The sequence below is a fragment of the Trueperaceae bacterium genome (genome assembly GCA_031581195.1).
Taxonomy (GTDB): domain Bacteria; phylum Deinococcota; class Deinococci; order Deinococcales; family Trueperaceae; genus SLSQ01.
Genome location: JAVLCF010000071.1, coordinates 1 through 13,277, shown reverse-complemented (window position 1 = coordinate 13,277; position 13,277 = coordinate 1). Strand labels below are relative to the sequence as shown.

General features: G+C 75.1%; 11 protein-coding genes. 8 read left to right on the top strand and 3 right to left on the bottom strand.

The features are described from left to right. From RI554_07760 to RI554_07745, 4 genes are all read left to right on the top strand, one after another. Window positions 1-445: LptF/LptG family permease (locus tag RI554_07760; protein ID MDR9391909.1), on the top strand; the 445-nt coding region annotated here is incomplete at its 5' end. Beyond that, on the top strand, window positions 442-1,506 hold the full coding sequence (locus tag RI554_07755) for an LptF/LptG family permease (GenBank protein ID MDR9391908.1): 1,065 nt from the start codon (window positions 442-444) through the stop codon (window positions 1,504-1,506). The genes RI554_07760 and RI554_07755, both read left to right, overlap by 4 nt. After that, on the top strand, window positions 1,503-4,472 hold the full coding sequence (locus RI554_07750) for a hypothetical protein (protein MDR9391907.1): 2,970 nt from the start codon (window positions 1,503-1,505) through the stop codon (window positions 4,470-4,472). Before RI554_07755 ends, RI554_07750 begins: the two co-directional genes overlap by 4 nt. Then, entirely contained in the window at window positions 4,469-5,701 is a 1,233-nt protein-coding gene (locus RI554_07745) for a hypothetical protein (GenBank protein ID MDR9391906.1), read from the top strand. Before RI554_07750 ends, RI554_07745 begins: the two co-directional genes overlap by 4 nt. 3 nt (window positions 5,702-5,704) lie before the next feature. Here the strand turns inward: RI554_07745 and plsX are convergent, their stop codons facing one another. Next, window positions 5,705-6,757, bottom strand: coding sequence for a phosphate acyltransferase PlsX (gene plsX, locus RI554_07740; protein MDR9391905.1), 1,053 nt, complete (start codon window positions 6,755-6,757; stop codon window positions 5,705-5,707). Window positions 6,758-6,813: 56 nt separating this feature from the next. On the opposite strand from plsX, the gene RI554_07735 reads away from it, so the two are divergent. The 3 genes from RI554_07735 to RI554_07725 all read left to right on the top strand — a co-directional run bounded on the left by RI554_07735 (window position 6,814) and on the right by RI554_07725 (window position 11,112). Then, window positions 6,814-7,752 carry an RluA family pseudouridine synthase gene (locus tag RI554_07735; protein ID MDR9391904.1) on the top strand — a complete coding sequence of 313 codons (939 nt, stop codon included), beginning with the start codon at window positions 6,814-6,816 and terminating at the stop codon, window positions 7,750-7,752. Between the two features lie 222 nt (window positions 7,753-7,974). Next, window positions 7,975-8,610: a helix-turn-helix transcriptional regulator gene (locus RI554_07730; protein ID MDR9391903.1), complete on the top strand. Its 636-nt coding sequence runs from the start codon at window positions 7,975-7,977 to the stop codon at window positions 8,608-8,610. Window positions 8,611-8,745: 135 nt separating this feature from the next. Further along, window positions 8,746-11,112, top strand: a complete 2,367-nt coding sequence (locus RI554_07725) for a 30S ribosomal protein S1 (GenBank protein MDR9391902.1) — start codon at window positions 8,746-8,748, stop codon at window positions 11,110-11,112. A 71-nt stretch (window positions 11,113-11,183) separates the two neighbouring features. Here RI554_07725 and RI554_07720 read toward each other — a convergent pair whose 3' ends face one another. Both RI554_07720 and mnmA read right to left on the bottom strand, forming a co-directional pair. After that, a complete protein-coding gene (locus RI554_07720; protein ID MDR9391901.1) occupies window positions 11,184-11,741 on the bottom strand; it encodes a LemA family protein in 558 nt (185 codons plus the stop codon). A gap of 38 nt (window positions 11,742-11,779) precedes the next feature. Continuing rightward, window positions 11,780-12,952 carry a tRNA 2-thiouridine(34) synthase MnmA gene (mnmA, locus tag RI554_07715; protein ID MDR9391900.1) on the bottom strand — a complete coding sequence of 391 codons (1,173 nt, stop codon included), beginning with the start codon at window positions 12,950-12,952 and terminating at the stop codon, window positions 11,780-11,782. A 75-nt stretch (window positions 12,953-13,027) separates the two neighbouring features. On the opposite strand from mnmA, the gene RI554_07710 reads away from it, so the two are divergent. Further along, a partial coding sequence (locus RI554_07710; GenBank protein MDR9391899.1) for a lipopolysaccharide assembly protein LapA domain-containing protein occupies window positions 13,028-13,277 on the top strand: 250 nt, incomplete at its 3' end.

The following is a 13,277-nucleotide window of genomic DNA, read 5'->3' as shown; positions in this document are numbered from 1 at the left end:
CGACGGCTGGCGGATCCCGCCGTCCGGCGCGCCGGAGGCGCGCGCCCCGGCGACGTTGGCCTTCCCGCTCGGGGTCGACCCGACCGCGTCGCTGGCGCAGGGCGAGACCTCCACGCTCGGGGAGTTGCGCGAACGGATGGCGGACGGCCGCGCCGCCGGCATCGACGTGCGCGACCTGCGGTTCGACCTGCACCGCCGCTTGGCGGACGCCGCGAGCGCCGCGGTGTTCGTCCTCGTCGCCGCCTCGCTGGCGCTCGGTCTGCGCGGGCGGGCGGGGGGCGTGGCGTGGACGATCGTGCTGGTCGCGGGCTTTTGGGCGGTGTGGACGTTCACCGCCGCCCTGTTCGACCAGGGGGTGGTCGGGCCGATCGTGGCGGCCTGGTCGACGCCCGCCGTCGTCGCTGCGCTCGGGGTGGCGCTCGCGGTGCGGAGCGGAGCGCGGTGACGCGCCTCGGTCGGGCGCTCCTCGCGGAGATCGGGCCGCTGTACCTGGCGGGCCTCGCGGTGCTGCTGGTGCTGCTCACGGTGCAGTTCCTGTTGGGGGTGCTGGCGGACGTCCTCGCGCGCGGCGCGCCGGTGGGGCTGGTGGCGCGCTATTTGTTGTTCAAGTTGCCCGCCGCCGCGTCGGCGGGCCTGACGTTGGCGCTTCTGTTCGCGGCGTTGTTGGCGCTCGCCCGGCTCGTCGCGGACCGCGAACTGCGGGCCCTGCTCGCGCTCGGGGTGTCCCCCGCCGCCCTGTTGCGGCCGCTCCTCGTCGCGGGCGTCGCGACCGCGGCGGTGGCGGGCGTCAACAACGAGCTGGTGGTGCCGTGGGCGGAGGATCGCGCGCTGGAGGTCCAGAAGGAGATCCTCTTGACCGCCCCGTCGACGTTCCTGCAGGAGGGCACGTTCTTCAGCGACGCGCAGGGGCGCAGCCTGTTCCTGGGGGAGCTGGCGCCCGGCGGCCGCGCGGAGGACGTCGTGATCCTCGCGCCGGGTGGAAGCCGCGGCCCGCGGGAGATGATCGAAGCGGACCGCGGCCGCCTCGACGAGGCGGCGGGCGTGTGGCGCCTGGACGGGGTGCGCGTGCGCACCTTCCGCGACGGACGTCCGTCGCTCGACATGCGCGCCGAGCGCGGCACGGTCCCGGTCACCGACCTCGCCGCCGCCGCCGTCGGTCGGGTCGATCCGGTGACGTTGTCGCTCGGCGAGCTCGCCGACCGCCTCCGCGCCGACCGCCGCGACCCGGCCGCCTGGACGGCGCTGCACCGCAAGGCCGCCGAACCGCTGGCGGCGGTCGCGTTCGCGGTGTTCGCGCTCGCCGTCGCCATGACCGGCGTCCGGCGCGAAGCGCCGGTCGGGTGGGTGTCGGTGTTGGGCCTCACGTTCGCGTACTACGCGACGTGGAGCGTCACGAAACTGCTCGGGGCGCAGGGCACCGTCCCGGCGTGGGCGGCGGGCTGGGCGCCGTTCGCGACGTACCTCGCGGCCGGCACGGCGTTGCTGGCGTGGACGTGGCGCCGGTGACGGGCGCGCGTCGGCGCGCGCGGGCGACCCTCGTCGCGCTCGTGGCGCTCGCGGCGGCGCTCGGGACCGCCGCGGCGCAGACCGTGACGATCCGCACGGGCGAGGACCCGAACGCGCGCCTCGAGGTCCGCACCGTGCCCCTCCCGGGCGGCGCGACCCGGACGGTGTACGTCGTGACCGGGCGGCGGGTGGTGCTGGACGACGAGGACGTCACGGTCACCGCGTCGCGGCTCGAGTTCGACCCGGCCGAGGGCGTCGTCCGCATCGTGGGGCGCGGCCGCGTCGAGCGGCCCGGCGAAACGATCGTGGGGGAGGACCTGCGCGTCGAGCTTCGCGGCGGGCGTCTGGACGGCGACGACATGGTCGTGATCGCCGACGACGTGTACGTCGTCGGGGAGGGCGCCCGGCGGGTGGAGGGCCGCATCTCCGTGATGGCCGGCCGCCTCGCGCCGTGCGCGCGGTGCGGGCAGGAGGTCGAGGACTACGCCTTCTCCGCGCGCCGCATCGAGCTGTTGCCCGGCGACCGCTTGGTCGCGTGGGGCGTGGTCGTGACGATCCGCGACGTGCCGGTGTTCGCCTTCCCCCTGTTGGTGCTGCCGCTCGCCGACGAGGCGCGCTCCCCGCGGCTCGAGATCGCGTCCGGTGACGCGGACGCGCCCGCCCTCGTGCGGGTCGATTGGCCGTACGTCGCCGGCACGAACGCCTTCGGGACCGCCACCGCCCGCCTGCGCCTCGACGTGAACCCCGCCACCGCCGGGTTCTTCGACGGCCGCATTCTCGGCGGGGAGATCGAGGACGCGTCGCTCGCCCCGAGCGTCGACCACCGCTTCTACGACGCGCGCGGCGCCGGTCGGTTGCGGGTCCGCTACCAGCCGGAGTGGACGCGCGAGGACGGCACCGTCCTCGCCGAGGAACGCCTGGCGTTCGACGCGACGTACGCGACCGACGCCGCGTCGAGCGACCCGTCGGTGTCGCTGCGCCTGGCCCGCGACGACGACGCGCGTCCCGACCTGCTCGAGGCGGAGTGGCGGGTGGGCGCCGACCTCGGGCCGCTGCGCGCGACCTACCGCACCCGCCTCCCGCTCCTGCGCGACCCCGACGCGGGGACGCGCCCCTCGTGGCAGGACCGCGACACCCCCCGCGCGACGCCGTTCGCCGTGCGGGTGGACGGGGGCGACGCGACGCTGGGCTTCGGTCCGTGGCGGTGGGAGGACGTCGCGGTCGACGTCGGCACCTTCCAGGATGCGCCCGACCCCACGAACCGCAGTGCGCTCGGGGGGGACGTGACCGGCGACGGACGGATCGAGGTCCGCCACCGCCTGGTGCTCGACCGCGCGCGCCTCGGGAACCTCGAGGTGCGCGGCGAGAACGCCTTCCGGGGGCGCTACTACGGCTCCGGCGAGCGGCAGGTCGACTGGTCGTCGCGCCTCCAGGCGGACCTGTCGCTCGACGCCTACGGCGCGTTCGGCCTCGAGCTGCAGCGCGCGACGGTGGAGGGCGAGACGCCGTTCGCGTTCGAACGCGCGTCGCTCCGGACCCGCGCCGACCTGCGCGTCCGCAGCGACCTGGTGCCGCTCCCCGGCGTCGCGCCCGGGACGCGGCTGGAGGGGTCGGCCGGCTGGACGTTCGTCGACGACCGCGCGCCCGACGAGGTCGGGTGGCAACCGACGGAGGTGACCCTCACGGCGTTCGGGGAGGTCGACGTCGCGTCGCTGCGGGCGGTGCACCGCGCCGACCCGCGCCTCCGCGACCGCGGGACGCTGGACGTCGCCGCGTCGCTCCGCACGCCGGACGGGCGCTTCGAGGCGCGCGCCGCCGTCGATCAACGCATCGACCTCGACCTCGAACGCCCCCAGGCGGAGCGGGGCGACCCGCCCGCCGACGCGAGCGAAGGGACGCTGGAGGCGTCGGCCGGCGTACCGGACGTCGCGACCGCGTCGCTGGACGCCGGGTGGGTGCAGGACCGCACCGACGCCGCGCGCGCGGAGGGGGCGACCTTCGCGTGGGACCCGGTCACCCTCCGCGCGACGGTGGGGACCGAAGCGCGCGGCGACCGCGTCCCGAGCCTCGCGGCGCGCTGGCGCTTCGATCCCGAGGGGGACGCGCTCGAGGAAACGTCGGAGGTGCGCTACACCGCGACCGCGGACCTGGGCCCGGTCCGTGCGGAGGTGACCGAGACGTACGGGCCGGCCGGGGCCGCGCCGGGCACGCACCGGCTCCGGGTCGCGTGGGGGGACGGGGTCGCCGCGCAGCTCGACGGCGTGCCGTTCCTCCCGGGCGACGCGATCGGCCTGCCGGAGGACGCCACCGCCGCACGGGACGTACGCCTCCGCCTCGAGGACGGCGGCGGGCTCGACGGCGTCGGTTTCCGCGCGGAGTGGCGCGCGACGTTCGTGCCGCAGGAGGCGGCGGCGCGCGAACGGCGCGACACCCGCTTCGAGGCGTCGCTGCAGCTGGGCGACCGCAGTGCGTTCACCGGCGCGCTGCAGGCCGAGGCGGAGGCGTTCCTCGACGTGCCGCTCCGCGACGACGCGCAGCCGGGCGCGTACCTGCGCCGCGCCAACCTCACGGTCGGGCTGGACGTCCTCCGGAGCGTGGGGCTGCAGGGCCGCTTCGGGTACCGCGGTCGGTACGACCTCGCGTCGGAGGCGGTCGCGTCGGGCCAACTGGCGTTCGAGGCGGTGACCCTCACGGTCCGCCCGAACCGCGCCTGGACGGTGGGCGCGACGCTGGACGACACGTGGGAGGTGCGGGCGGAGGACCCGGCCGACGACCTGCAGCTCGACCCGCGCCCCACCCTGTTCGCCGCGTGGGACCGCTGCTGCTGGGCGGCGTACGCCCGGTGGGACACGCGCAGCGGCGAGGTGGTCCTGACGCTCGGCCGGCCGGGCACGCGCGAGGGGCGCGTGCTGCGCTTCGACGACGGCCCCACGGTGCCGTGGGGCGAGGAGGAGGACAGCCCGTGACGCGACCCCGCCCCGTGACGCCATCCCGCCCGACGTTTCGTGCCCTCGTCGCCCTGGCGGCGCTCGTCCTCCCGCTCAGCGCCTGCACCGGGACGCAGGAGACCCGGACCCCCGTCGCGCTGCTCGTCGGGGGGACGCCGGACGACGGCGCGAGCGGCGCGATCGACGTCGTCGCGACGAACCTGCCGCGCCCCCCGGGCGACGCCCCACCGCCCCTGGCGGCGGTCGACGGCTTCCGCGTGGCGCTCCCCGGGCCCGTCACGGCGCTGGAGGTCCGCGAGGACGGCGGTCGCATCTACGCGCTGTACCGCGACGGCGCCGACCGCGTCGCGGTGTTCGACGCGACGGCGCTCGACCTGGCCGACCCCGCGTCGCTGGTGCGGCTCCGCACGCTGGATCTCGGGGCGCGGGTCGCGGCGGCCCTCCCGGGGTTCGACGGGCCCGACGCGCTGTGCGCGACCGGTCTGGCGGTCGCCGCGGACGGCGACTGGGTCGGCGTGACGCACGACGCCCGCGCGTGCGGGGACGCGACCGGGGTGCCGGAGGCGCTCCTGATCGAGGCGCGCCCGGACGGGACGCGCGCCTTCGCGAGCGTCGGCAGCGACGACGCGCCCGCCACGCCGGCCTTCGCGGTGCTGGACGGCCGCGAGCGGTTCGCGTGGGTGACGCGCGGCGCGAGCGCCGCGGTGCGCACCCGCGCGCTCGACGCGCCGGCCGACGTCACGACGTTCGCCGACCTCGGGCCGTACGAGGACGCGACCGGCCTCGGGGTGGGCGGCAGCGGCCTGGTGGTGCTGGAGGACGACGCGTTGCTCGCGGTGGCGGCGGACGACGGCGCCCGCAGCGCGGAGTGGCGGACCGACGACGACGCGACGTTCACGGGCGTCGTCGACCTCGGGCCGCGCAGCGGGCGGGCGGGGAGCGGCGCGGCGTACGCCCGCACCCCGCGCGGGATCGCCTTCGTACGCGACGTCGGCGCCGAGGCGAGCGACGCGGCGGTGGTGCAGGGGTCGGCGTTCGACCCGCGCGACGCGACGGTCGGGCCGTACGACTACCTGTACGTCGCGCGGCGCAGCGAGGTGGTCGCCTTCGACCTGCTGACGCTGGCGGGCCTCGACCCCGACGCCGACGTGCTTCGCGCGGCGCACGTCGGGGCGCTGGACGACCTCGAGGCGCGCGCGGTGGCGTGGACCTTCGCGCGGGACGGTCGGGCGCCGCAGGCCGAGTAGGGCTCAGCCGTCGGGAGCGTCGTGCGGGTCGGCGGCGGCCGCGTCGGCGAGCGCGGTCGAGGTGCGCCCGACCAGGTCGTCGCGCACCGCCTGCGCCGCGAAGCGAAGCGCGTTCGCGACGGCGCGCGCGTCGGCGCTGCCGTGCCCGATGAAGGTCGGGGCCTTCACCCCGAGCAGCGGTTGCGCGCCGTACGTCGACGGGTCGAGGCGCGCCCCGATCCCCCGCAACGCCGGTTTCGCCAACCAGCCCCCGAGCATCGCGCGGGGTCCGGCGCGGAGCGCCTCGCGAATCCAGCGGAACAACACGCGCGCTTCGCCCTCGGCCAGCTTCAGCGCGACGTTCCCGGTGAAGCCGTCGGTGACGACGACGTCGGTCGTGCCCTCGAGCAGGTCGCGGCCCTCGACGTTGCCGTGGAACGCCACGCCCGGCGTCGCCTCGAGCAGCGGGTACGTCGCGCGCACGAGTTCGTTGCCCTTGCCGGGTTCCTCACCGATCGACAGCAGCCCCACCGTCGGGCGTTCCACGCCGTGCACGAGGCGGGCGTGGACGCTGCCGAGCACCGCGAACTGCTGCAGCATGCGCGGTTTCGCGTCGGCGTTCGCGCCGACGTCCAGGAGCGTCACCGGCCGGGCGGCGGCCGGCAACGTCGCGGTGATGGCGGGCCGGTCGAGGCCCCGCACCCGACCGAACGCCAGGAGGGCGGTCGCCAACGTCGCGCCGGAGTGCCCCATCGACACGAGGGCGGCGGCGTCGCCGGCCTTCACGGCGTCGGCGGCGACGCGGACGCTGCTGCCGGTGCGGCGGCGGACGTCGGTGGCGGCCTCCTCCATCGCGACGACGTCGGGGGCGTGGCGGACGGCGAGGGCGCCCGACGCGAGCGCCTCCGCCGCCTCGGGCCGCGCATCGAGGGCGGCGCGGAGCGCCGCCTCGTCGCCGACCAACAGGACGCGGAGACCGTCGCCGGGGTCGCGAACGGCGGCGAGGGCGCCGTCGACGGCGGCGTCCGGCATGCGGTCGCCGCCCATGGCGTCGAGGGCGAGGGGGAGGTGCGGCACCCGCCGAGTATAGCGCCCGCGCCCCGGCGCACCGGGGCGGCGCTACACTCGTGGGCGTGGAGATCGACGCGTTCGAAGCGCCCGCCGGCGAACGCCTCGACGTCGCCATCGCGCAGGCGTTGGCGACGTCGCGGACCGCTGCGAAGGACCTGGTCGACGGCGGGCACGTGACGCTCGACGGCGCCCCGGTCGGCAAGCCCGCGACGACGTTGCGGGGCGGGGAGATCGTCACGGTCCAGCGCCCGCCGGACGTCCCGGACCTCGTCGAACCCGAGGACCTCGGGGTGGCGATCGTGTACCAGGACGACGACCTCGCGGCGATCGACAAGCCGCCGGGCGTCGTGGCGCACCCGACCGCGTCGGTGCGGACCGGGACGGTCGTCAACGCCCTCCTCGGGCGCATGGCGCTCGCGAAGGAGGACGTCTACGACCCGCACCGCGAGGACTACCGGCCGGGCATCGTGCACCGCCTCGACAAGGACACGTCGGGGGTCATGGTCGTCGCGAAGCACGACGCGGCGCACCGCGCGTTGGCGGACGCCTTCAAGAAACGCCATACCGTCAAGGAGTACGTCGCGATCGCGGTCGGGGACCTCGCCGACGAGGTGGAGGTCGACGCGCCCATCGGCCGGCACCCGGTGCAGCGGCAGTCGATGACGGTGGGGGGCGGGAACGCCAAGCCGGCCACCACCCGCCTCCGGGTGGTGGCCCGCGCGGCCGGGCACGCGCTCGTCAAGGCCACCCCCCGGTCGGGCCGCACCCACCAGATCCGCGTGCACCTCGCGCACGCCGGCGCACCGATCCTCGGGGACGTCGTCTACGGTCGCGCCAGCGGCGCGATGCCACGGCAGGCGCTGCACGCCTGGCGCCTCACGCTGCCGCACCCCCGCGACCACCGACCGATCGCCTTCCGCGCCGACGTGCCCGCCGACGTGGTGGCGGCCTGGACGGCGCTAGGGGGCGCCTGGCCGGACGAACTCGAGCCCCCCACCTGACGCGCGACGCGCCGTCCCCGACGCGCGTTCGCCCCGCACCCCCGACGTCGCACCGCCGCGCTCCCGCCCGCCCCGCCCGCCGCGGTCTCGGCCGGGGGCGGGGGCCGGTTGGGCGAGCGTCGCGCAGCGGCGCGGTTCGCATCCCGGGAGGCGATGCGCGGGTAACGCCCGGCGGACCAGGATGAAGCAATCGGGGGAAAACCACACGAAAGGTGGTCGACCATGAACGACGACGTCCTGAAGATCCGCGTCCGCGCCTCCCACGACACGTACCTGCACCTGCTGCGGGACGTGACCGAACGGCCCGACGTGATGGCCGAGACGGTCCCCGAGGGGGTGCCGTCCGCCCCCGAGGACCTCGCGCCGGGCGTCGCGCAGGTGGTGCTCGACTACCCGCTCACGTGGGCGCTGACGCAGCTCGAGGGGCTCAACAGCGTCGATCGGGCCCGGACGCTGGTGGTGACGCAGACGCACCACCCCGTCTACCACGACGTCCTGGCGAGCGCGCACGTCTCCGGCGTGACGGTCGGCAGCGACCGGCGCGGCGTGATCGCCGGCCTCTACGCCGCCGCGACCGCGCAACGCACCTCGCAGTACCGCTCGCCCCTCACCATGATGGAGCTGGCCGTCGTCCGGCTACTCCTGTTGGGGCAGGACACGAAGGGCGTCGCCGAAGCCCTCGACGTGACGTTCAAGACGATCAACGCGCACGTCTCGAACGTCCTCGGAAAACTCGGTCTCGAGGGGCGCTCGCAGCTCGTGGCCGACCTGCTCGGGCACGGCGCGGTGATGTCGAGCGACGCGGGCCGCTCCCGCGCGATCGCCCGCGCGCTGCGCGCCGCCGCCATCCCCGCCTGAGGTCGGCCCCGCCCCCGGCCGCCCCCCGCCCCGCCGCGCTCGCGCGCGGTGGGGCGGGGGGCGCGCCTTGCGGGGGGGAGGGCGAATGTGCTGTAATGACGTGCTACTTCCCATCCCAAGGAGGATCTTTTCTAGATGGACGAATCTGAACGTCAGGCCGAGGAGCGCCCGATCCCGGCCACCGATCACGCCCCGGAGGAACGTCCCGAGTCGACCCCTTCACCGGCTGCTGAGCAGGGCGAAAGCACGGCGGAGGCGCAGGCACCGAGCCCCACTCCAGGATCCTCCGACCCCCCCGCGGACGGTTCGCCGTCCGACGCCGCCCCGTCCGAGCCCGGTCCGTCCGAGCCCGCTCCGTCCGAGCCCGGTCCGTCCGAGCCCGCGCCGTCCGAGCCCGGTCCGTCCGAGCCCGGTCCGTCCGAGCCCGCGCCGTCCGAGCCCGCCGCTGCGGCGGCCGCCGCGACCGGCGACGACGAAATGACCATGGAGGACGTGCTCGCCGCGAGCGACGAACAGCTCGCGCGCAAGCCCGTGCACCGCGGCATGATCACGACCGGTGAGGTCATCATGCTGGCGCAGGACGGCATCATCGTCGACGTCGGCGCGAAGATCGAAGGGCTGCTGCCGTACAACCAGCTGTTCGAGTTCGAGACCGACGCGACCGAGGCGGCGAAGTACTTCCAGCCCGGCGACGAGATCCAGGTCTACGTCGTGCGGTCCGACATCCCGAACAACGCGATCATTCTGTCGAAGAAGCGCGCCGACCAGGAACGCGCCTGGAACCTGCTTCAGGAGATCTTCGAGGCGGAGAAGCCGGTCGAGGTCGAGATCGTCGAGAAGGTCAAGGGCGGCCTCGTCGCCAACCTCGGCATCCGCGCCTTCCTGCCCGCCAGCCAGGTGGACGTGCGCCGCGTCAACGACCTCGACCCGTTCGTCGGGCAACGCATGCGCGTGCGCATCATCGAACTGAACCGGCGTCGCAACCGCGTCATCATCTCGCGGCGCGCCATCCTCGAAGAGGAGATCAAGGAACAGAAGGCGGAGACCCTGCAGAAGCTCGAGCCGGGCGCCCGCCTCGACGGCGAAATCGTCGAGATCACCGACTTCGGTGCGTTCGTGAACCTCGGCGGGGTCGACGGCCTCGTGCACCGCAGCGAACTGACGCACGGCCGCTTCAACCACCCGCGCGACGTCGTGAAGGTCGGCGACGCGGTCAAGGTCGAGATCCTCGACATGGACCTCGAGCGCGAGCGCATCAACCTGTCGATGAAGACGTTGGTGCGCAACCCGTGGGAGGACGTCCTCACCCGCTACACGATCGGCGAGAAGGTCGCGGGCAAGGTCACGAACCTCACGCAGTTCGGGGCGTTCGTCGAGATCGAGCCGGGCCTCGAGGGCCTCATTCACGTCAGCGAAATGAGCTGGACCAAGCGCATCCGTCACCCGAAGGAGATGCTGACCGAGGGCGACGAGGTCGAAGCGATGGTCCTCAAGATCGACACGAACGCGCAACGCATCTCGCTCGGTCTACGCCAGACGCAGCCCGACCCGTGGAGCTCGCTGCCCGACCGCTACCCGCCCGGCACCGAACTCACCGGCCCGATCACCGGCATCACCGACTTCGGGGTGTTCATGGAGATCGAGGAGGGCATCGAGGGCCTCGTGCACATCAGCGAACTCGCGCACGAGCACATCGAGACGATCACCGATCACTTCAACCGCGGCGACGAGATCACCGCCGTGATCCTCAACATCGATCCCGTCGAACAGCGCGCCAGCCTGTCCCGCAAGCGCCTGCTGCCCTACACCGCGGAAGCGGCGGCGGCGGACGCCGCGGCGGCCGGCGGGCCGCGCGCCGGCGGCGCCGCCGGCGGCCGCAAGGGCCGTCGCGGGGGACGCCGCAGCTCGGAGATCGACTACGACTACAGCTACGCCGAGTCCGGCGACAGCGGCCGCACCACGACCAAGCTCGGGGACGTCTACGCCGACCTGTTCGCGCAGTTCGGTCTCGCGGAAGGGTCCGACGACGAGAGCGCCCCCGCAGGTGGGGACGCCCCCGAAGCGACCGCCGACGCGGGCGACGCCCCGGCCCCCGAGGCCCCGGCGAGCGAACCGGCGACCGAACCGGCGGCGAGCGAGGCCGACGCGGGCGAGGCCCCCACCGAGCCGGTCGAGGCGACCGACACGACGTCGAGCGAGGCGGCGTCCAGCGAGGCGGCGTCCAGCGAGGCGGCGTCCAGCGAGGCGGCATCCAGCGAGGAGGCTCCCGAGGCGGACGCCCCCGAGGCGACGCCCGACCCCGACCCGGAGAACGCCATCGATGCCGACGAAGCGGCGCAGCTGCTGACGCAGGCGTTCCGCGAGGGCAAGCGCCCCGCCGGCGAAACGGACGCCGAGACCCCGGAGCCCGAAACCGCGGACGCTGACACCGCGGCGGATGCGCCTGCGGGCGACGTCCCGGCCGACGGCGAGGACGACGGCGAGGACGCGCCGAAGGCCTGACCACCCCCACCCGAACGACGACGCGCCCCACCGGCTTCGGTGGGGCGCGTTTCGTGGGGCGGGGCGGGCGCTCAGGCGTCGCCGACCCGGGCGTCCGGCACGGCGCGGGTCGCGTCGTCCACCTCGAGGTAGACGTGCGGGCGTTTGCCCATGGGTCGGGCGAGCAGCACCCCCGGAATCGTCCGGATGGCGTCGTTGAAGCGCAGCACCGCGTCGTTGAAGAACTGGCGGGCGTAGGCGATCTTCGCCTCCACCTCCGCCAGTTGCGCCTGCAGGTCGGTGAAGGTCGCGTCCGCCTTCAGCTCCGGGTAGGCCTCCCCGACGGCGAAGACCCGCCCGAGGGCCCGCTGGAGCTCGTTCGCGGCGGTCGCGCCCTCGTCCGGACCCGACGCGTCCACCATGCGCCGGCGGGCGTTCGACACCGCCTCGATCGCCTCCCGCTCGTGCGCGGCGTACCCCTCGACGGTGGCGACGAGGTTCGGGACGAGGTCCGCCCGGCGGCGCAGCTGCACGTCGATCTGCCCCCACGCGTTCTCCACGCGGTTCTCCAGCGTCACGATGCGGTTGTAGAGGGTGACGAGTCCTGCGATCGACAGAACGACGACGGCGAGCGTCAGGGCGTACCCCATGGCGACCTCCTCCCCCGCATGCTAGCGCGAGGCGTGCGTCAGCCGGCCGGCTCGTGCCGCTCGCGGATGACCCCGCCCCCGAGCAACCGGTCGCCGTCGTACAGCACGACCGACTGCCCGACCGTCACGGCGAACTGCGGGGCGTCGAACCGCACGTCGAGGTGCGTCCCGTCGAACGTCACGCGCGCGGGGACCGGCGTCGTCCGGTAGCGGACCTGGGCCTGCACGCGTTCGGGCAGCGCCTCCGGGTCGAGCAGCAGGTTGACCGCGTCGGCCCGCAGGCGCGACCAGGCGCACATCGCGCGGGGCCCCACGACGACGGTGTTCGTCTCCGGCTCGAGGTCGAGGACGAAGCGCGGCTCGTGCGACTTGAACAACCCCAAGCCCCGCTTCTGCCCCACGGTGTAGAAGGCGACGCCGTCGTGCCGACCGACGACCTCGCGGCCGCACGACGCGTCCACCACCGGCCCGGGCGTCGCGGCGCTCCGCGCGCGCAGGTGCTCCTGCACCGAATCGGCGACGAAGCACAACCCCGACGAGCTCTTCTTGTACGCCGTCGCGTAGCCGCGCTCCGCGGCGAGGGCGCGGACCTCCGCCTTCGTGCGCTCCCCCAGGGGAAACAACAGGTACGGCAGGATCGCGCGCGGCAACGCCCACAGGAAGTACGTCTGGTCCTTGTCGTCGTCGAGGCCGCGATGGAGTTCCGGGCCGTCGGGCCCGTCGACGCGGCGCACGAAGTGCCCGGTCGCCATGAACTCCGCGCCGGCCGCCTGCGCCTGGCGGGCGAACCGCCCGAACTTGATCTCGCGGTTGCACCACACGCACGGGTTCGGGGTCTCCCCCGCCTCGTACGCCGGCACGAACGGATCGACGACGACGTCGTCGAACAGCTCGCGGGCGTCCAGCAGGTAGAACGGCACGTCGAGGGCGTCGGCGATCCGGCGGGCGTCGTACGCCGCCGCCGGACTGCAGCAGGTGTCGAAGGCGCCCGCCTCGCGGTCGTCCGGCCAGAAGCGAAGCATCGACCCGACCACCTCGAACCCCTGCTCCACCAGCGTGGCGGCCGCGACGGAGCTGTCGACGCCGCCGGACATGGCGACGAACACGCGCGGCGCGTCGCCGGTCCCCCGCTCCGGGGGGGCGGCGTCGGCGGCGGGCAGCGGGTCGGGCACGGCGCCCGCGAGGGGCGCGTCGGAGGGGGGCGACGTCACGGCCCGACAGGATAGCGCACGCCGGCCGGCGTCGCGCCCCCGCCGACGACGCCGCACCCTGGTATCCTGTCTCCCATGCCGGTCGGACGCATCGTGTCGCTGTCGCTGCTCGGGATCGCCGCCGCGTACGTGGCGTGGATCCAGGCGGCCAACCCCACCCCGATTACCCTCCCCGGGCTGGGCGCCCTGCCGGTGTGGGGGGTCGTGACGCTCGCGGCGCTGATCGCCTTCCTCGCCGCCTGGCTGCCCGCCCGCCTGCGCCGCTGGCGCGAACGGCGCGAACGCACGCAGCTGGAGCGCCGCGTCGCGGAACTCGAATCGCACC